Origin of the sequence: Mycolicibacterium smegmatis, assembly GCF_001457595.1 — a bacterium.
Taxonomy (GTDB): Bacteria; Actinomycetota; Actinomycetes; order Mycobacteriales; family Mycobacteriaceae; genus Mycobacterium; species Mycobacterium smegmatis.
In genome coordinates this window covers 982,600-1,002,361 of the sequence record NZ_LN831039.1, presented here as the reverse complement: position 1 = coordinate 1,002,361, position 19,762 = coordinate 982,600, and the positions used below count along the sequence as shown (strand labels likewise).

General features: G+C 69.1%; 13 protein-coding genes. 6 read left to right on the top strand and 7 right to left on the bottom strand.

Annotated features, from left to right (window positions below; all coding sequences use genetic code 11):
- Positions 1-62: 62 nt before the first annotated feature.
- From AT701_RS04470 to AT701_RS04455, 3 genes are all read right to left on the bottom strand, one after another.
- Positions 63-896, bottom strand: a complete 834-nt coding sequence (locus AT701_RS04470; protein WP_058125265.1) for a type IV toxin-antitoxin system AbiEi family antitoxin — start codon at positions 894-896, stop codon at positions 63-65.
- Between the two features lie 140 nt (positions 897-1,036).
- Positions 1,037-2,662 carry a chaperonin GroEL gene (gene groL, locus AT701_RS04465; RefSeq protein ID WP_003892307.1) on the bottom strand — a complete coding sequence of 542 codons (1,626 nt, stop codon included), beginning with the start codon at positions 2,660-2,662 and terminating at the stop codon, positions 1,037-1,039.
- A gap of 227 nt (positions 2,663-2,889) precedes the next feature.
- Complete coding sequence (locus AT701_RS04455) at positions 2,890-3,453, bottom strand: TetR/AcrR family transcriptional regulator (RefSeq protein ID WP_058127529.1); 564 nt, start codon at positions 3,451-3,453, stop codon at positions 2,890-2,892.
- A gap of 107 nt (positions 3,454-3,560) precedes the next feature.
- Here AT701_RS04455 and AT701_RS04450 point away from each other — a divergent pair, with 107 nt between their 5' ends.
- Positions 3,561-4,478 carry an SDR family NAD(P)-dependent oxidoreductase gene (locus AT701_RS04450; protein WP_003892304.1) on the top strand — a complete coding sequence of 306 codons (918 nt, stop codon included), beginning with the start codon at positions 3,561-3,563 and terminating at the stop codon, positions 4,476-4,478.
- Here the strand turns inward: AT701_RS04450 and AT701_RS04445 are convergent.
- From AT701_RS04445 to AT701_RS04435, 3 genes are all read right to left on the bottom strand, one after another.
- Complete coding sequence (locus AT701_RS04445; RefSeq protein ID WP_003892303.1) at positions 4,475-5,407, bottom strand: dihydrodipicolinate synthase family protein; 933 nt, start codon at positions 5,405-5,407, stop codon at positions 4,475-4,477. The two genes, AT701_RS04450 and AT701_RS04445, sit on opposite strands and share 4 nt — an antisense overlap.
- Positions 5,404-6,807, bottom strand: coding sequence for an MFS transporter (locus tag AT701_RS04440; protein WP_058125264.1), 1,404 nt, complete (start codon positions 6,805-6,807; stop codon positions 5,404-5,406). Before AT701_RS04440 ends, AT701_RS04445 begins: the two co-directional genes overlap by 4 nt.
- A gap of 70 nt (positions 6,808-6,877) precedes the next feature.
- Complete coding sequence (locus AT701_RS04435; protein WP_058125263.1) at positions 6,878-7,630, bottom strand: FadR/GntR family transcriptional regulator; 753 nt, start codon at positions 7,628-7,630, stop codon at positions 6,878-6,880.
- Between the two features lie 631 nt (positions 7,631-8,261).
- Between AT701_RS04435 and AT701_RS04425 the strand changes: the two genes are divergently transcribed.
- The 5 genes from AT701_RS04425 to AT701_RS04400 all read left to right on the top strand — a co-directional run bounded on the left by AT701_RS04425 (position 8,262) and on the right by AT701_RS04400 (position 18,932).
- The gene (locus AT701_RS04425) at positions 8,262-8,783 is read left to right on the top strand and encodes a (2Fe-2S)-binding protein (RefSeq protein ID WP_223496085.1); all 522 of its coding nucleotides are present in this window, start codon (positions 8,262-8,264) and stop codon (positions 8,781-8,783) included.
- A 3-nt stretch (positions 8,784-8,786) separates the two neighbouring features.
- Positions 8,787-9,761, top strand: coding sequence for an FAD binding domain-containing protein (locus AT701_RS04420; RefSeq protein WP_058125262.1), 975 nt, complete (start codon positions 8,787-8,789; stop codon positions 9,759-9,761).
- On the top strand, positions 9,758-11,923 hold the full coding sequence (locus AT701_RS04415) for a xanthine dehydrogenase family protein molybdopterin-binding subunit (RefSeq protein WP_058125261.1): 2,166 nt from the start codon (positions 9,758-9,760) through the stop codon (positions 11,921-11,923). The genes AT701_RS04420 and AT701_RS04415 overlap by 4 nt, the downstream gene beginning before the upstream one ends.
- Positions 11,924-12,835: 912 nt before the next feature.
- Positions 12,836-16,954: a PGRS repeat-containing protein gene (locus AT701_RS04405; RefSeq protein ID WP_058125260.1), complete on the top strand. Its 4,119-nt coding sequence runs from the start codon at positions 12,836-12,838 to the stop codon at positions 16,952-16,954.
- 271 nt (positions 16,955-17,225) lie between these two features.
- A complete protein-coding gene (locus tag AT701_RS04400) occupies positions 17,226-18,932 on the top strand; it encodes a DEAD/DEAH box helicase (RefSeq protein ID WP_036452615.1) in 1,707 nt (568 codons plus the stop codon).
- Here AT701_RS04400 and AT701_RS04395 read toward each other — a convergent pair.
- Positions 18,929-19,744 carry an HAD-IIA family hydrolase gene (locus AT701_RS04395; protein WP_003892291.1) on the bottom strand — a complete coding sequence of 272 codons (816 nt, stop codon included), beginning with the start codon at positions 19,742-19,744 and terminating at the stop codon, positions 18,929-18,931. The genes AT701_RS04400 and AT701_RS04395 overlap by 4 nt on opposite strands.
- Between the last annotated feature and the right edge of the window lie 18 nt (positions 19,745-19,762).

Below are 19,762 nucleotides of genomic sequence, written 5' to 3'. Positions count from 1 at the left end.
GCCGAACGTGGGGCCTGTGCACGCTTTTCGGCCCAGTTCCGTGCACGAGGCCCACGGTCGGCTCAGATCGGGCATCCCGCGGCGCGCAGCTTGGCTCGCACGCGCTCGACCACGACGTGCGGCCGCGACAGCATCTCGGCGCTGACACGCACCACCACCCACCCGGCCTCTTCCAGCAGGGCGATCCGATCGATGTCCCACGACCGCTGCCGACGGTCTGACCAGTGCTGCACGCCGTCGTACTCGACTGCCACTTTCCACACGGGCCATCCCATGTCGACGCGGATGCGCAGGTCGCGGAACTCGATCTGGGTCTGCGGCACGGGCAGTCCCCCACGCACCAGGACCAGGCGCAACCTGCTCTCCTGCGGAGATTCGGCGCCGCCGTCCACCAACGGGAGCAGCGCGCGCAATCGCGCGACGCCGCGGGCACCCGGATGCGCGTCAGCCACCGCGAGCACGTCGGCGGGCTTGATCCCGGTCGCGTTGAGCAGGGCATCCACCAGCGGCACCGCGTCGCCGGCGCGATGGAGGCGGCCCAGGTCGAACGCGGTGCGCGCCGGGGTCGTGGCATCCATCCCGGCGACCAGGCACGTCTCGCCCGGTGCGAGTGTCCAGGAGTGCGCGACGATGCCCGGCGGCGCATGCCGATCGGCCCGGATGATCTGGGCAGGAAGCTCAGGTCTCAGCCATCGCGTGCCGAGCACGGCGGCCGCCGAGGTTCCGGCAAGGGGCGCTCGCGTTGCCAACCATGCCGCCTCGGCGCGGATGCGGGCTGTCACCTCCAGGTCGCGGGGAATGTAGACGTCGCGGTAGAGCGCTGTGTAGTGGCGCTGCAGTCCCCGCCGGGTGAGAGCACCACTGCGCACTGCCGCGCTTCCGATGAAGGGTTCCATGCCCGCACGCTCGCCAGAGCCACCGACGAACGTGGGCCTCGCGCACGGTTTTCGGGCTCGACCTGTGCATAGAACCCACGCTGGGGATAAAGAAAAGCCCCGGCGCGCCAAGCGCGCCGGGGCCTCTCTTGAGTCTGGACTCAGAAGTCCATGCCACCCATGCCACCGGTCGGGTCGCCCGCAGGTGCGGCGGCCTTCTCCGGCTTGTCGGCGACAACAGCCTCGGTGGTGAGGAACAGAGCCGCGATCGACGCAGCGTTCTGCAGCGCCGAGCGGGTGACCTTGACCGGGTCGGCAACGCCGGCGGCCAGCAGGTCCTCGTACTCACCGGTCGCGGCGTTCAGGCCGTGACCCGCGGGCAGGTTCGACACCTTCTCGGCGACGACGCCCGGCTCCAGACCACCGTTGAGGGCGATCTGCTTCAGCGGGGCCGACAGCGCGACGCGCACGATGTTGGCGCCGGTCGCCTCGTCACCGGTGAGCGACAGCTCCTCCAGCGACGGAGCCGACTGCAGCAGGGCCACGCCGCCACCGGCGACGATGCCCTCCTCGACGGCGGCCTTGGCGTTGCGCACGGCGTCCTCGATGCGGTGCTTGCGCTCCTTGAGCTCCACCTCGGTGGCAGCACCGGCCTTGATGACCGCAACACCGCCGGCCAGCTTGGCCAGGCGCTCCTGCAGCTTCTCGCGGTCGTAGTCGGAGTCGCTGTTCTCGATCTCGGCGCGGATCTGCGCGACGCGGCCCTGGATGGCCTCGGCGTCGCCGGCACCCTCGACGATCGTGGTCTCGTCCTTGGTCACGACGACCTTGCGGGCCTTGCCCAGCAGCGAGACGTCAGCGGTCTCCAGGGACAGGCCGACCTCTTCGCTGATGACCTGACCACCGGTGAGGATGGCCATGTCCTGCAGCATCGCCTTGCGGCGGTCACCGAAGCCGGGGGCCTTGACGGCGACCGACTTGAAGGTGCCGCGGATCTTGTTGACCACCAGGGTCGACAGGGCTTCGCCCTCGACGTCCTCGGCGATGATCAGCAGCGGCTTGCCGGACTGGATGACCTTCTCCAGCAGCGGCAGCAGGTCCTTGACGGTCGAGACCTTCGAGCTGACCAGCAGGATGTAGGGATCCTCGAGGACCGCTTCCTGACGCTCGGCGTCGGTCACGAAGTAACCCGAGATGTAGCCCTTGTCGAAGCGCATACCCTCGGTGAGCTCGAGCTGCAGGCCGAAGGTGTTGGACTCCTCGACGGTGATGACACCCTCGTTGCCGACCTTGTCCATGGCCTCGGCGATCAGGTCGCCGATGGACTGGTCACCGGCGGAGATACCGGCGGTGGCAGCGATCTGCTCCTTGGTCTCCACCTCCTTGGCGGACTTCAGCAGGGTCTCGGTGACCTTCTCGACGGCCTTCTCGATGCCGCGCTTCAGGCCGAGCGGGTTGGCGCCGGCAGCGACGTTGCGCAGGCCTTCGCGAACCAGGGCCTGAGCCAGGACGGTGGCGGTGGTGGTGCCGTCGCCAGCGACATCGTCGGTCTTCTTGGCGACCTCTTTGACGAGCTCAGCACCGATCTTCTCGTAGGGGTCCTCGAGCTCGATCTCCTTGGCGATGGACACACCATCGTTGGTGATCGTGGGGGCGCCCCACTTCTTCTCCAGGACGACGTTGCGACCCTTGGGGCCCAGCGTCACCTTTACCGCGTCGGCGAGGCTGTTGAGGCCCCGCTCGAGGCCGCGACGGGCCTCTTCGTCATACGCAATTGTCTTAGCCATTGCGAAGTGTTCCTCCGGATTGGGGATCGCACGTTCGGTGGTCAGGTGCAGTGCCCGCGACGGACGGCTGGGGGTGTGCTCCCGCAGGTGCGGCCCCGGCCTCACCGTCCCGACCTAGCACTCACGAATCGAGAGTGCCAACTGCATTCTTAGCACTCGGGCATGGTGAGTGCAAGGTTGTGGGGGTGCCCCCGACGCGCGCCGCCGGGTTCGGCATCAGCGCCGTTTCACCGCGACGGTACTGAAGCCGGCGCGACGCGAAGGCCGTCGAACACCACACCCGTCAGATGTTCCGCGGCGGTGGCGTCGTAGGCCTGCATGGCCTGGCAGCCGACGAGGAGCGCCTTGACGTCGGTGGCGGTGACATCGCCACGCACCGTGCCCGCCCGCTGCGCGGCCCGCAGCAGCCCGCCGAGCATCTCCATGTATTCGTCCTCGGCGTCGGGAACCATGGTCTTGACGTCGATCCCGGCACCGGCGAGCGCTTCGACGAGCCCGCGGTCGGCGGCACCGCACTGCAGCACCATCAGCCGCAGGTAGTCGAACAGCGCCTCCCCCGGATCGCCGTCGGCGAGCAGGGCCCTCCCCTGACCGACCACCTCGCGGATGCGCTCGACGACGACGGCCCGGTACAGATCCTCTTTGGACGGGAAGTGCCGATAGACCGTGCCCGCACCGACGCCGGCCCGGCGGGCGATCTCGTCGATCGGGACCGCCAGCCCGTCTTCGGCGAACGCCTCATAGGCCACTTCCAGCACCCGGGCCCGGTTGCGGGCCGCATCGGCACGCATCGACATCACCTCATCACCACATCACCGTTGACAAAACGGGGCGCACGTTCCGTATAGTCGGGTCAACCGGGGCGCTCACTCCGGATACCGCTCACGAGGAGTCTCCCATGACCAAATGGACCACCGCCAGGATTCCCGATCAAACAGGCCGCGTCGCGATCGTCACGGGCGCCAACACCGGCCTCGGCCTCGAAACCGCAAAGGCGCTTGCCGCCAAGGGCGCCCATGTGGTGCTCGCGGTGCGCAATCTGGACAAGGGCAAGGCCGCGGTCGACTGGATCGCGCGCAGCGCGCCCACCGCAGACCTGGAGTTGCAGCAGCTCGACCTGGGGTCGCTGGCCTCGGTGCGCGCAGCCGCCGACGACCTCAAGGGCAAGTTCGACCGGATCGACCTGCTCATCAACAACGCGGGCGTCATGTGGCCACCGCGGCAGACCACCGAGGACGGTTTCGAGCTGCAGTTCGGCACCAACCATCTGGGCCACTTCGCGCTGACCGGCCTGCTGCTCGATCGCATGCTGACGGTGCCGGGCTCGCGCGTCGTCACGGTCAGCAGCCAGGGCCACCGCATCCTCGCGAAGATCCACTTCGACGATCTGCAGTGGGAACGCCGCTACAACCGGGTCGCGGCATACGGGCAGTCGAAGTTGGCCAACCTGCTGTTCACCTATGAGCTGCAGCGCCGCCTCACCGGTCACCAGACCACGGCCCTGGCCGCTCATCCGGGCGCGTCGAACACCGAACTCGCTCGCCACCTGCCTGGTCCCCTGGAGCGCCTCGTGACCCCGCTGGCGCAGGACGCCGCCCTCGGGGCGCTGCCGACACTGCGCGCCGCGACCGACCCGGGCGCCCTCGGTGGGCAGTACTTCGGCCCCGACGGGATCGGCGAGACGCGGGGCTACCCCAAGGTGGTGGCGTCCAGCGCCCAGTCGCACGACGCCGATCTGCAGCGCCGGCTGTGGGCGGTGTCCGAGGAACTCACGGGCGTGACGTTCCCCGTCGGCACGCAGTTGCAGCAGGCCTAGCCGAGGACGCCCTCGCGCTCGAGAATGGTTCGCACGGCGTCGATCTCGCTGCTCTCCAGCGGGAGCAGCGGATCGGCGCACCGCGGCGTGTCGATGACACCGCGCAAGTACTGGGCGGCCTTGAACGCGCCGAGCGCACCCGCGGTGAAGCCGATCCGGCTGCGGTCCGCGACGTCGACGATCGCGAAGATGCGCCGCAGCCGCTCCTGTTCGGACGCCGCGGTGGCCCAGTCGCCGGCACGCGCGGCCTGGCGGATCCGGACGTAGCCGTGCGGGTCGACGTTGGCCAGGCCAGGCACCGCGCCGTGTGCACCCAGGTTCAGCGCCACATCGGTCATGGTCTCCGACCCGGTGAACACCCGCAGCCCCGTGTCGGCGTTCGCCGCCAGGTGAGCACGGAATCCGTCCAGGTCACCGCTCGAATCCTTGAGCGCGGCAACGGTTTTCTCGCCCGCGAGCTGCGCGACGACGGATCGCGTCAGCGGTGAGTGGGTGGCGCTGGGAATGTCGTAGGCCACCACGGGTACGTCGACCGCAGCGGCGATCAGCCGGTAGTGCCGGATCACCTCGTCGGCATGCGGTGCGACGTAGAACGGCGGCGTCGCCACGACGGCGTCGGCACCGGCTTTCTGGGCCGCGAGAGCGTGGTCGACGACCCGCGCCGTGCCGGTGTCGATGATGCCCCCGAGCACCGGCACCTGACCCGACGCCGCACCGGCGGCGACCTGGATAGCCTTGGCGCGTTGGGCGTCCGACAGCAACGCCACCTCACCCGAGGACCCACAGACGAAGAGTCCGTCGACGCCTGCGTCGAGCAAAAACCCGCACAGACGTTCCAGCGACGCGGTGTCGACGTCGCCGTCGGCCGTGAGCGGTGTGGTCAGCGGCGGGATGATGCCCGCCAGATCTGAGGTCAATTCTCGGGTCATACCGAAACCCCCTCTTCCTTCTCGAGATCCTTCGGGGCGAACCGCCGGGGTATGTCGAAGCCGACGAGGATGGCCAACAGGGTGGTGAAGCTCAATGTGAGCACCATCAGTGCGTTGCCCAGGCCGATCGATTCCGCGATGGACGCACCCGCGATGGGCGCGACCGCACCACCCAAAGCACCTATGTTGTAACAGAATCCGAGCGAACTCGCCCGCACGTTGACCGGTAGGTGGTCGGACAGGAACTTCGGCAGCAGCCCTGAGATGCCCTGGCTGGTGAACTGCAGCCCGAAGATCAGCACCCACAGCCACACGATGTGCGCACCGTCGAGGGCGAACACCGGCACCACGAACGCCAGGGAGATCACCAGCCCGAGCACGTAGGTGCGCCGGGTACCCAACCGGTCGGCGATCACGCCCGAGATCACCGATCCCGCAGCGTATCCCAGGCCGGCCCACAACAGGACACGGCTCACCTGGGCGGGGTCGAAGTGCAGTTCGGTCTTGAGATAGGTGGGCAGCAGCGATTGTGTCGGCCAGGAGTACAGGAACGCGGCCAGGACGGTCACGACGAGCATGACGAACATCGGCGTGAGCGTCCCGGCGATCTGACGCGCGAGTGCGTAGAAGCAGGCCGCGGCGATCACCGCGAGCGGCCAGACACCCAGGCCGGTGACGGTGCGGCTGAAGATGAGTACCAGTACCGCGACCGCGACAACGGTGACGCCGATGTTGAGTTGTCGCCTGCCGCCGCTGAACAACAGCTGCATGGTGGTGCGGGTTGCCCCGCTGCGGCCGACGCTGCTCTGCCATTCCTGGGCCTCGGGCAGGGTGCGCCGCATCCACCATGCGACGAACGCGGGCACCAGGCCGATGAAGAACATCCACCGCCATCCGAGATGCGGAACCACCACCGCGTACAGCTGACTGGCCAGCACCACACCGATCGGATAGGCCGACAGCAGCGCGCCGCTGGCCCGGTTGCGGAATCGCTTGGGCCAGGACTCCATCGCGTACGTCACGCTGGAGGCGTACTCGCCGGCCATGCCGAGGCCGACGATCGCGCGGAAGACGAACAACGACCAGTACCCCCACGACAGACCGCACAGGAAGCTGCCGATCGAGAAGCACAGGATGCTGATGACCATCGCGGGTTGCCGGCCGAATCGGTCGCCGATCGCGCCGAGCAGCAGGCCCCCGAACCAGCGGGACACGAAGGCCGCGCTGACCAGGGTCGACGCGGTCACCAGGTCGAGGTCGAATTCGTCGGCGACCTCGGTGAGGACGAGCGTGATGAGCAGGAAGTCGAAGCCATCGAGGAGGTAGCCCAGCCACGCAGCGAAGAACTGTTTCCATTGCGTGGGGGTCAGCGATTCCTCACCGGCTCTGGAGTTGGCCATGGCGCCCCTGACTTATGGGATATCAGATATGTGGTGTCCAGGCGGACGCTACTCCATGACCCAGGTCACATCAAGAGGGTTCGTCGGCTCCGTCCGCGAGCGGACTCTTCACTTCGTCCGCGAGCGGACTGTTCACCTCGTCCGCGAGCGGACTGTTCACTTCGGCGTCGAGGCTGCGCTGCAGATCCTCGAAGTGCCGGGCCACGGCGTCGGTCATCGCGGCACGGTCGCCGGAGCGCAGCGCGTCGACGATCGCGGCATGGTCCTCGGCGGTGGGGCGTCGCAGGTCCAGAACGATGCGGTCCGACGCACGCCGGAAGATGCTCCAGAAGACGTCGATCAACTGCAGCACGAACGGATTGCCGAGTGGCGCGAAGAGCGCCTGGTGAAACGCCTGATCGACCTCGGCGGGCACCCGCCCGTCGACGGTGTGCGCCCGCATCTGCTCGACGAGCGCGTCGAGGCGGTCGAGGTCCTCGGCCGTGATCACCCTGGCGACCTCGCACACCAGGCCCTCCTCCAGGGCACGGCGCGCCTGCAGGAGTTGGCGCAGCGGGACGTTGTCGGCCTGCAGCCCGTACGGCAGGTGCTCGATGAGCGGACCGAAACTGAACGTGCCGACGAACAGGCCCCTCCCCCGCCGTACCTCGACGACGCCGTGCGCTTCCAGCCGGCGCAGCGCCTCGCGCACCGAGGTCTTTCCGACGTCGAGCAGCGTCGCCAGCTCACCCTCGGACGGCAGGGCATCACCCGGCTTGAGACCGTGTTCGACGATGTAGTCGCGGATCGCGTCGCCGACCTCGCGCGACAGCAGTGCCCTCATGCGCCCTCCTGACGTCACCAGCCAGCGTTCTGATATCTGCTAGGTTATCCGCCGCCCCGAACGACCGCCCGCGGCCAGGCTGGTCACCGCCGACTCGTTCGGCAGGGTCAAGTACCAATCTGGCTCTACGACTGGCGGTAGTAGAGCCGATGGAAATCAGGGCGATTTTCCCTACGCGCCGCCCGGGCGCATTCATGGCTTCCGCAACGAGGCCGACGCCCCGACATCGTTGCTGATGTTGTTTTCACCCGGTGCGCCACGTGAGGCGTATTTCGTCGGTTTCGAGCACCTCGCCGATCTGACCGGTGAGGAACGCGCCCGCTGGTTCATCGCGCACGACAACCTCTTCATTTGGGGAACCAGCGAATCACGCTGCATCACAACCGTATCGGAGTCCGACGGTGACCCGAATCGGCATCACCTGCCATGTTCATATGTGTTTCCTATGAGCTTCGGGGAGACCCGCCGTCACGTACATAGGGTTGGCACATCGGCGGTCGTCCGCGTGACATCGCCGACGTCAGGAGGAGAGCACGTGACGACACACGAAACGCACGACACCGCTGAAGCACTTGCGTGGCAGATCCGACGACGCACGTTCATCGGCGCCTCGATCACGGTCGGCGGTGCGATGACCCTGCCGCTGCTCGCGAGTTGTTCCACCCAAGATGTTGAACCCCAAGCAGAATCGACCACAGTACGGATGAGCATCAACGGCGAGCAACGTGTGGTCGACGTCGACAACCGCACCTCGCTGCTGGACATGCTGCGTGAACGCGTCGGGCTCACCGGCACGAAAAAGGGCTGCGACCAAGGCGCATGCGGTGCCTGCACCATCCATCTCAACGGAGAACGTGTGGTGTCGTGCCTGACCCTGGCGGTCATGCACGACGGGGCCGAGATCACCACGATCGAGGGCCTGGAAGACAACGGCCGCCTGCATCCGTTGCAGCAGGCGTTCATCGACCGCGACGCGCTGCAGTGTGGCTATTGCACGCCAGGCCAGATCATGTCGGGCGTCGCGTGCATCCGGGAGGGCCACGCCAATTCACCCGAGGAGATCCGAGAATCGATGAGCGGCAACATCTGTCGCTGCGGAGCCTACGTCAACATCGTCGACGCGGTGGCCGCCGTCGCACGTCAGGGGGAATGATCCGTGCATCCGTTCACCTTCACCAAGGCCGCCGACGAACGATCGGCCCTCAACGCCGCCGGATCGGGCGGCCGCTACGTCGCGGGCGGCACCACCCTTGTCGACCTGATGCGGGAAACCGTCGAGCGACCGGAATCCCTCGTCGACATCAACGCGCTGCCGTACCGCGCGATCGACGTGACCCGCGACGGGTTACGCATCGGGGCACTCGTGCGGATGTCCGAACTGGCCGCGCATCCCGTCGTCCGCACCGAATATCCCGTCATCGCAGAGGCGTTGAACCTCAGCGCGTCCGCTCAGCTGCGGAACATGGCCTCCATCGGAGGCAATCTGATGCAACGGCCACGCTGCCTGTACTTTCGCGATGTCACGTCCGCGTGCAACCGCCGCGAACCGGGAAGCGGTTGTCCGGCGATCGGCGGGCGCAACCGCACGCACGCCATCCTGGGCACCAGTGACCAGTGCGTGGCCACCCACCCGTCCGATCTCGCGGTCGCGCTGACCGCACTCGACGCACGGGTGGTGCTGCGGGACACCGACGGAGAGAACATTGTTCGCCTCGCGGATTTCTACCGTGTGCCCGGGACTACGCCCGAGCAGGAGCACAACATGAGGCCGGGTCAGTTGATCACCGCTGTCGAGGTTCCCGCGACACCGGCACGCCGGTCCGGATATCTCAAGGTGCGCGACCGTACGTCGTACGAGTTCGCGATCTGTTCGGCCGCGGTGGCGCTCGACATACAGGGCTCGACGATCCGGTCGGCCCGCGTGGCGGCTGGCGGCGTGGGCACGGTGCCGTGGCGCCTGCCCGCGGTGGAGCGCGCGCTGGCCGGCAGGCCGGCAACCGCGGACGCCATCCGCGCCGCGGCCGACCTGTCCGCTGAAGGCGCACGGCCGTTGTCGGAGAACGGATTCAAGGTGGAACTGCTCAAGCGCACCGTCGCCCGTGAGCTCGAGACCATCGCGGGTGTGCAATGACCGCCCCGCAGGCCACACCGGCACTTGCCGGACGTGCGGTGCCCCGTGTCGACGGACGCCTCAAGGTGACCGGGCAGGCACGCTACGCCGCCGACGCCGAGGTTCCCGACGCGCTGTTCGCCGTGCTGGTCGGCGCCACCGTGGCTCGTGGCGCGGTGGACGCCGTCCACACCGACGCGGCGAGGCGGGCACCTGAGGTGGTCGATGTCATCACCGACTTCGACGGTCTGACATTGAAATACGATCCGCAGCAGGTCTGCGCGTTCGGGCAGGCGGTGGCCGTCGTGGTCGCGACCACGCTCGAGGCAGCGACCCACGCCGCATCCCTTGTGGCGGTCCGCTACTCGACACAACCGCAGCTGACCGACATGGACGCTCCAGACGCCTCCGACCAAAACCCGACTCCCACACGGGATTACTCGCGCGGCGACGCCGACGCGGCACTGCGCGGGTCGGCCGTGGTGACCGACCTGCGCTGTTCGATGGAACGCAACAACCACAATCCGATGGAGATCAACGCGGTCGTGGCACGGTGGGAGGGCGATCGTCTGACGGTGTGGGACAAGGTGCAATCCGTCAGCGGGGCCCGCCAGCAGTACGCCGACGCGCTGGGCGTGCCGGCGGAGAACGTCCGTGTCATATCGCCGTTCGTCGGCGGTGCCTTCGGCAACGCCGGCCAGGTGTGGCCGCATCAGGCCATCGCGGCACATGTGGCGCGCCACGTCCGGAGGCCGGTCAAACTGATGCTGACCCGGAGGCATCTGTACGCCGTCACGGGATACCGGCCACGCAACCGGCAGCGGCTCGCGATCGGTGCCGACCGCTCGGGCCGCATCACCGCCATCGTGCACGAAGGCGCTGTGGAGGTGTCCCGGTACAGCCCGTACGTCGACAACGTGACCGGCGCGGCGAGTTACATGTATCAGGCGCCCAACATGCGTTCGGCGTTGCGCACTGTCGAACTCGACGTCCACCCCGGCAATCAGATGCGCGGCCCGGGGCACCTTTCGGGCAACTTCGCGCTGGAGTCTGCGATGGACGACCTCGCGCACCGGCTCGCGATGGACCCGATCGAACTGCGAGTACGCAACGAACCCACACGCGATCAGACGGACAATCTACCGTTCTCCAGCCGTCGGCTCACCGAGTGCCTGCGATCAGGAGCAGCGGCGTTCGGGTGGTCGCGACGCAATCCCGTGCCCCGCTCGGTGCGGGAGGGCCGACAGCTCATCGGGTTGGGCGTGTCGGCGGCCAGCTTCGTCACGCTCGTCAGTCCGTGTGCCGCATCGGCACGGGTTCGTAACGACGGCACCGTCGAGATCCTGTGCGGCGCGAGCGATATCGGTCCCGGTACCTATACCGCGATGAGCCAGGTCGGCGCCGACGCGCTCGGTGTCGCGCTGCATCGCGTGCGGTTCCAGTTGGGTGACAGCGCCTTACCGGTGGCTCCGGCCCAGACCGGATCCCGGCTGATGGCCAGTGCGGGCTCGTCGATCCACAACGTAGGGATGATGCTGCGCGACCGGTTCGTGCGCATGGCCGTCACCGATCCCGGGTCGCCGTTGCACGGGCTGGCGCCCGCGGACGTCGAGGTGGCCGACGGCCGCATGGCCGCGCGCGGCGAACCCGCCCGCGGCGAGCGGTACGAGGAGCTGCTGCGCCGTCGCCGCCTCGACGAACTGTCCGCCGAGCTGGAGTGGACGCCGGACGGCCCGCACGACAGGTTCTCGATGCATTCTTTCGGCGCGGTCTTCGCAGAGGTCGCGGTCGACGAGGCACTGGGCACGGTGCGCGTGCGACGGATGTTCGCGAGCTACGACGCCGGGCGCATCGTGAACCCGATGCTGGCGCACAGCCAGGCCATCGGCGGCATGGTGATGGGCATCGGGGCGGCGCTGCTCGAGGCGACTCACCTCGATCACCGCGACGGACGGATCGTCAACGCCAACATGTCCGACTACCTGGTGCCGGTCAACGCCGACGTGCCCGACCTCGACGCGGAGTTCCTGCCGGGCGAGGATCTGATCGCCGACCCGATCGGCGTGAAGGGGATCGGCGAGTTGGTGGTGGTCGGGATACCCGCGGCGGTCGCCAACGCCGTCTTCAACGCCACCGGACGCCGGATGACCGATCTGCCGATCACCCTCGACAAGTTGATGTGATCGCGCACTCCACGCAGACCATTTGCTGTTTTTCGACAGTCGGTACACGTTTCCCGCGGGGCGCATTGGACGCCGCTCCTCGGCGGGTTGACATCAGCTATCGGACGCCCGCTCCGACAGGAGTGGGCGTCCGTGTCGCGCGACGGCGTTGACCGCGCCCATAGAACGTGTTCTAACCTGCCGCCGCCACTCGTGGGAGACCGCTGCCACTTTTGTTGCGCTTCGAAAGATTCCTCGACGCAAGAAAGGCCCGTCAGCGGCGTCGCAGATCTTGGTTATCGCAGTTCAAATCATATTCCGTCGCGGCAATCCGTCGCGGACGCGCCCGTCGGATCATGATCAATTTCGTTGCAATCGCTTGAACATTTCCCCGTGAATGCTGTTAGCTCGCTCTCACTTATTGACGATCGTGTCATCCATCACAGCTCAGCGATAAGGAGAAATGTGGCGAAGCACAGAGCAGCGAGAGCTCGCGGCGAACGGAGCCTGTCACGTCCGATTGCGTCGGCCGGCCTGGCGAGCGTCGCATTTGCGGGCGCCGGCGTCATGCTGCTGTTGGGGCCGGATTCGCCGACCATGCGATCGGTGACCGCGGACGTGCAACTCCTCAGCACCGAAGGTTCCACGAGCGACGGTGCGTCGAACTCGCCATCAGCCTCCGGTGGCGCCACCACCGCCGGTAACGGGTCTTCGACCGGCAGCGCCGACCGGCCGCGCCACTTCCGGCCGGGAGCAACAGGCGCGAACGGGACGCCCCGAATCGGTACGCCACGGCACAACAGGCCCTCCGACGCACCGCGGACCAGGGTCGGAAACCACCGCAGCGATCGCCAGTCCGCCGAGCAGACGCCCAGTGAGACCACAAGGGACAGAAACTCATTCGGCACTCCGCGGCATCCGAACCTCAAGCAGGTGCACGAGCGTCTCCGCGAGCGGGCAGGTGAGGTCCGAAAGACCCTCAGCGATTTCGCCGAGGGCGCCGGACTCAAACCCTCCGACACCGACGACGCCAGAAGCCCGCTGCGCAAGCCCAAGTTCCCGGCAGCCCTCGCGCCCGAGTCGCCGCTGCCGGACCTGAAACCCAGATGGGAACGGCCCACCACTGCACCGGATTCCGAGACCCCGAGCGTCACGCAGCCTCAGGGCCGCGACACCGCCGCCGATCCGGTCGAGCAGCAGGCCACCTCGACAAACACGACCGATCAGCCCACCAGCGACTCGCTCGGCGCACAACCGACTGCGCAGGTCGCCCGGCAGGTGCAAGCACCGGCCACCGACCCGGCGCCCGCGGCACCCTCACTTCGGCCGATCAGCGGCTTGCTGTCCGTCGTCACGCTCGGCACCACGCTGATCCCGAACGCACCGACCGAACCTGCTGACATGCCCGGTGTCTGGGCGGTGATGGCGTGGGCGCGCCGTCAGCCGATGTACTCCGACCCCGCGATGCGCACCACGGTGAACCCGCAGGCACAGCTGCCGGTTCCCACCGTGGCGTCGGCGGTGCTCGACCCCACCCAGATCGTCAACTGGCTCATCTACCAGCCGTTGCACGCTGCGGGACAACAGTTCTGGGTGGTCAGCCCCATCGGGTCCACACTCGGCGGCGTCATCAACACCATCTCCGGCCAGTACCTGATCGGCAACGGCATCAACGGAACCGCCGACAACCCCAACGGCGGCAACGGCGGTCTGCTGTTCGGCGACGGCGGCCACGGATACGACGGCAGCGCAGCCGGTCTGGCGGGCGGCAACGGCGGCAATGCCGGCCTGTTCGGCAACGGCGGCAACGGCGGCGTCGGATGGGCCGGGCTGGACGGCGGAAACGGCGGCAGCGGTGGCCTGCTCATGGGCATCGGCGGTGCCGGTGGCGCCGGCGGCGCGGCGCTCGGCGGCATCCTCGCGGGTACCGGCGGCAACGGCGGAAACGCGAACGGTTGGCTGTTCGCGATCGGCGGCAACGGCGGCGCGGGCGGAAAGGGCCTCGCTGGCGCGACCGGTGCTGCCGGTGACTGGAACATTGACCACGGCAACGGTTTCGGAAACGGCGGTAACGGCGGCGTCGGCAGTGGCGGAGGCAACGGCGGCAACGGCGGCAACGCCACCGGCTTCTTGTTCGCCAGCGGCGGAAACGGTGGAACCGGCGGACAGAGCGGGGACGGCGGCACCGGCGGCGTCGGGGCCGACGGCACCTCGGCCCATGTCGACGGCGGGACCGGCGGCACGGGCGGAACGGGCGGCGGCACCGGGGGCACCGGCGGGATCGGTGGCACCGGTGGCGGGCTCTTCGGCCTGTTGGGCCACAGCGGCTCGACGGGTGCCGCAGGAGCCGCCGGCAACGGCGGTGACGGCGGCAACGGCGGATTCGGCTACGTGCTGATCTCGGGTCCCAACGTCACCGCCGGGTCCGAGACCCGCGGCGGGGCAGGCGGTGCCGGTGGCACCGGCGGGCAGTCCACGGCCGCCGGGCCCGGCAAGGGCGGCGGCGGTGGTGGCGGCGGTGGCGGCGCCATCCTGGTCGGGGCCAACGGCGGAACCGTCGACGGCAACGCCATCGGCGGCAACGGCGGCAACGGCGGCAACGGTTCGACGACTGCCGCGGGCGGCACCGGCGGCACCGGCGGAACCGGCCGGCTCATCGCCGAAGGCACAGGCAGCACCGCCGAGGGCACCGCGCGCGGTGGCGACGGTGGCAACTCGACCGGAACCGGTATCGGCGGCAACGGCGGGATCGGCTCGGTGTACGCCTACGGCAACAACGGCGCCGTGGGCGGCACCGCGACCGGCGGCCGTGGCGGCGACGGAATCGACGGCGGCACGGGCGGCGCCGGTGGCATGGGCGAGATCTACTCAGGTGCCGACGGCTCGGCCACCGGAATCTCCGCCGGCGGTGACGGCGGCTCGGCCAGCGGTGCGGACAGCCTGGGCGGCAGGGGTGGAACGTCGTGGGTTCAGGCGGGCTACGGCCCCACCACCGGTGGTAAGGCGAGCGGTACCGCCAAGGCAGGCCACGGCGGCAAGGCGTCCGACGGCGGTAAGGGCGGCAACGGCGGCGACGCCCTGGTGATGGCGGCCGGGGCGACCGGCGTCGCCACCGGCAACACCGCGATCGGCGGCAACGGCGGCGCGGCCAGTGCGAACGGTGCAGTCGGCGGCAACGGCGGCTTCACCAACATCGCCGCCATCCACGGCTCGATCACCGACAGCTCGGCGACCTCCGGACACGGTGGCGCCGCTCAGGGCGGCAATGGCGGCAACGGCGGCAACGGCTGGGTCCAGGCCTACGACCCGAACGGCCCGGCGGGCACCACCATCGACAAGGGCAAGGCAGCCGGCGGCAACGGTGGCGACGGAGGCTTCAACGGCACCGGCGGGGCAATCGGCGGCCGGGGCGGCGATGGCGCGGGCGCCTCCGTGTGGAAGGCGAACGGTCAGCATTCGACCGGTCAGACCGACACGGGTGGCAACGGTGGCCGCGGCGGTGACGGCGGCACCTTCGTGAATGCCGGTGCGAACGGAAACGGTGGCGCAGGCGGCGCCGGTGGTGTCAGCGAGGGTGAGGGCGGCACCGGTGGTCACGGTGGTGACGGCGGCCGGGGCGGCGACGGCGCGCTCGGCGGCAACGGCGGGGCCGGCGGAGTCGGCTTCGGAAACGGCGGCAAGGGCGGCAACGGCGGAAACGGCGGCAACGGCGGCACGTACGTCGACCCATCGCACACCGGTGCCGGCGGCAACGGCGGCAACGGCGGCGCAGGCCGGATCCGGGTCAACAACGGAACCGCGACCGGCACGGCGACCGGCGGCAACGGCGGCAAGGGCGGCAACGGTGACGCCGACGGGCACAGGGGCGGCAAGGGCGGTGACGGCGGTGAGGCGCTGATCCGCGCGACCGTCATCGGCAGCAACGCCAGCGGCACCGCCACCGGCGGTGACGGCGGCAACGGCGGCACCCTCGGCGCCACCGGTGGCACCGGCGGCGCCGCGACGATCGTCGCCTACAACGTGGTTCAGGCGAATCCCCAGGCCAGCGGAACGGCCACGGGCGGCCACGGCGGCAACGGCTTCAACGGTGGTCACGGCGGCAACGGCGGCCAGGGCACCATCGAGGCCAACGGCCCGAGCGCCGTCGCCTCCGGCATCGGCGCCGGCGGTAACGGCGGTGACGGCATCGACGGCGGCTTGGGCGGCAACGGCGGAGACGGCGTCGTCAACACGACGGCGAACGCGGCCAATCCAGGCTCCGCGATCGGCACCGCGACCGGCGGTGCCGGCGGAAAGGCCACCGGCGCGGCCAGCCACGGCGGCAAGGGCGGAACATCCTGGGTCCAGTCGGGCTACGGCTCGACCCTCGGTGGCAACGCCACCGGCACGGCCACCGCGGGCAAGGGCGGCGAAGCCTCGAACGGCGGAATCGCGGGCAACGGCGGCAACGCGCTGGTGATGGCGGCCGGGACCACCGGCGTCGCCACCGGTAACACCGCCGTCGGTGGAGACGGCGGCGCGGCGACCGCGGCCGGTGCGACCGGCGGGGCCGGCGGCTTCAGCAACATCGCCGCGATCCACGGTGCCATCACCGACAGCACCGCGATCTCCGGACACGGCGGCGCCGGAAACGGCGGCAACGGCGGCAAGGGCGCCGACGGCTGGGTGCAGGCGTACGACCCGGCCGGCCCCGCGGGCAGCAAGATCGCCAACTCCTCGGCGGTGGCCGGCAACGGCGGCGACGGTGGTGTCAACGGCACCGGCGGAGCGACCGGCGGCAACGGCGGCGACGGCGGCAACACCAGCGTCTGGAAGTCGGGCGGCCAGACCGCCGACGGTGAGCACAACACCGGCGGCAACGGCGGCAACGGCGGCGACGGCAGCGAGCCGGGCCCGGGCGGCAACGGTGACGGCGGGGCCGGCGGCAACGGTGGCACCGGTGGCACCACCGCAGGCGGATCGGGGAACGGGGGCAACGGTGGAGACGGCGGCAACGGTGGTGCGGACGGCACCCCGGGCACCGCGGGTACCACCGGCGCCAACAACCCCTGATCACGGGCACGGCCGCGTAGATCCCCAGTAGGTACGGAAGCCTCGTACATCACACGATGTGCGAGGCTTCCTCTTTTGTCACATCCGTTTGCTCCGCACCGCCCGCGGCCCGGACGCCACCCCGACCGACCGGCTCAGCAACCTCGGGTGCACGCCTTCGCCGCACGAGAACTCAAGCCTTCCCGCGTGCGACACGCCCGGCCGGCTCCTGGCAAGATGCACTTCCGGAACGCCCTGGCCTAGACTGCATTCCGACGAAAGGAGTCCTCGGGTGCGGGCTGACTCGGCGCCCAGCACCCAGGCATTGCGGGGCTGGCAGCGCAAGGCGCTGGTGAAGTATCTGACCACCAAGCCGCGTGATTATCTCCTGGTCGCGACCCCTGGTGCCGGTAAGACGACGTTTGCGCTGCGCATCGCCGCGGAACTGCTCGCCGACCGCACCGTGGACAAGATCACCGTCGTCGTACCGACCGAGCACCTGAAGATCCAGTGGGCGGCCTCGGCCGCGCGCAACGGCATCTCGCTGGACCCGAAGTTCAGCAACTCGAACTCGCAGACCTCGTCGGAGTACGACGGCGTGGTGGTCACCTACGCCCAGGTCGCGAGCCACCCGACGCGCCACCGGGTGCGCACCGAGAACTACCGGACGCTGGTGATCTTCGACGAGATCCACCACGGCGGCGATGCCAAGAGCTGGGGCGACGCGATGCGGGAGGCCTACAGTGACGCCACCCGCCGCCTGGCACTCACCGGTACCCCGTTCCGCAGCGACGACAGCCCCATCCCGTTCGTCAACTACGAACCGGACGAGAGCGGCTTCATGCGGTCTCAGGCCGACCATGTGTACGGCTACTCCGACGCGCTCGCCGACGGCGTGGTGCGGCCCGTGGTGTTCCTGGCGTACTCGGGTGAGGCCCGCTGGCGCGACAGCGCCGGCGAGGAACACGCGGCGCGTCTGGGCGAGCCACTGACCGCCGAGCAAACCGCGCGCGCCTGGCGCACGGCGCTCAACCCGGCCGGTGAGTGGATGCCCGCGGTCATCAAGGCCGCCGACCGGCGCCTCGAGCAGAAGCGTCAGCATGTGCCCGACGCGGGCGGCATGATCATCGCGACCAACCAGACCACGGCGCGCGCCTACGCGGACCTGCTCACCAAGATCACCGGTGAGACGCCCACGGTCGTGCTCTCGGACGACCCGAGCGCCTCCGACCGCATCAGCCAGTACTCCGAGTCCAACAGCAAGTGGCTGGTCGCCGTGCGCATGGTGTCCGAGGGCGTCGACGTGCCGCGCCTGTCGGTCGGCGTGTACGCGACGAGCGCGTCGACCCCGCTGTTCTTCGCACAGGCCATCGGACGCTTCGTGCGGTCGCGGCGCCAGGGTGAGACCGCGAGCATCTTCCTGCCGTCCGTGCCGAACCTGTTGCTGCTGGCCTCTGAGATGGAGGCCCAGCGCAACCACGTGCTGGGCAAGCCGCACCGCGAGTCCGACGGGCTCGACGACGCGGCACTCGAAGACGCCGAGAAACGCAAGGACGAGAAGAGCGAGCTCGAGAACGGGTTCGAATACCTCGGTGCCGACGCCGAATTGGATCAGGTCATCTTCGACGGTGCCTCGTGGGGCACCGCGACACCGGCAGGCAGCGACGAGGAGGCCGACTATCTCGGCATCCCCGGCCTGCTCGACGCCGAGCAGATGCGGGACCTGCTGCGCCGCCGCCAGGAGGAACAGCTCACCAAGCGCACGGCCGTCGCCGCCGAGACCGGCGCTCCCCCGCCGCCGCGCACCACGCACGGCCAATTGCGGGAGCTGCGAAAGGAACTCAACGCGCTGGTGACCATCGCGCACCACCGCACGGGCAAGCCGCACGGCTGGATCCACAACGAGTTGCGGCGCATCTGCGGTGGGCCGCCGGTGGCCGCGGCCACCACCGAGCAGCTCAAGGAGCGCATCGAGGCGGTCCGCCGGCTCAACCCCTAAAGGCCCAGCAGCGCAGGCAGATCGGCGACCGAGTCGATCACATGGTTGGGCTGCATCGCGAAATCGTCTGCGGCCCAGCGGTCCAGCACACTCTGCCGGAACTTGCCGGTGCGCACCAGCACGCCGGTCATGCCGACCACCTGCGCGGCCAGCACGTCGTTGTTGAGGTCGTCGCCGATCATGTACATCTCGTCGGGGTCCACACCGAGCCGGCTCGCGGCGGCCAGGAAACCTTCCGGCGCAGGCTTTCCGACGGCGGTGGCCTTGCGGCCCGAGGTCTCCTCCATGCCGATCAGGTACATGCCGGTGTCCACGCGCAACCCGTCGGTGGTGGTCCACGAGGTGCTGCGGTGCATCGCGACCACGGGCACGCCCTGGGCCATCCAGTCGTACACCCAACTGAGGGTCAGATGGCTGTATTCGGGTCCGGCCCCGCCCAGCAGCACCACGTCGGGAGCCTCCGGGGCGCGTGGGCCGCTGAACTCACTGGAGTAGACGACGTCGACGCCGGGCATGTCCTCGTCGATGCGGCCGCTGTTGACCAGGAAGCACCGTGCGCCCGGAAAACGATCACGCACGTACTCCGCCGTCAGCACCGCAGCGGTGATCACCTCATCGGGTGAGACGTCCATCCCGGCCGCGGTCAGCAGTTCGGCGATCTGGACGCGGGTCTTGGTGGTGGTGTTGGTCAGGTACGACCGCGCGATCTGGTTGTCGGCCAGCACCCGCAACGTCTGGGCCGCACCTTCGATCGGTTGCCATGACGTCACCAGCACACCATCGATGTCGAAGAGCACACCACCGATAGCCATGCAGCGACATTAAACGCC

Bases quoted from the DNA above. Each gene is read 5' to 3' on its own strand.
- AT701_RS04470 (WP_058125265.1), bottom strand. From the start codon at position 896: ATGGAACCCTTCATCGGAAGCGCGGCAGTGCGCAGTGGTGCTCTCACC.
- groL (WP_003892307.1), bottom strand. From the start codon at position 2,662: ATGGCTAAGACAATTGCGTATGACGAAGAGGCCCGTCGCGGCCTCGAG.
- AT701_RS04455 (WP_058127529.1), bottom strand. From the start codon at position 3,453: ATGCGTGCCGATGCGGCCCGCAACCGGGCCCGGGTGCTGGAAGTGGCC.
- AT701_RS04450 (WP_003892304.1), top strand. From the start codon at position 3,561: ATGACCAAATGGACCACCGCCAGGATTCCCGATCAAACAGGCCGCGTC.
- AT701_RS04445 (WP_003892303.1), bottom strand. From the start codon at position 5,407: ATGACCCGAGAATTGACCTCAGATCTGGCGGGCATCATCCCGCCGCTG.
- AT701_RS04440 (WP_058125264.1), bottom strand. From the start codon at position 6,807: ATGGCCAACTCCAGAGCCGGTGAGGAATCGCTGACCCCCACGCAATGG.
- AT701_RS04435 (WP_058125263.1), bottom strand. From the start codon at position 7,630: ATGAGGGCACTGCTGTCGCGCGAGGTCGGCGACGCGATCCGCGACTAC.
- AT701_RS04425 (WP_223496085.1), top strand. From the start codon at position 8,262: ATGACCCTGCCGCTGCTCGCGAGTTGTTCCACCCAAGATGTTGAACCC.
- AT701_RS04415 (WP_058125261.1), top strand. From the start codon at position 9,758: ATGACCGCCCCGCAGGCCACACCGGCACTTGCCGGACGTGCGGTGCCC.
- AT701_RS04395 (WP_003892291.1), bottom strand. From the start codon at position 19,744: ATGGCTATCGGTGGTGTGCTCTTCGACATCGATGGTGTGCTGGTGACG.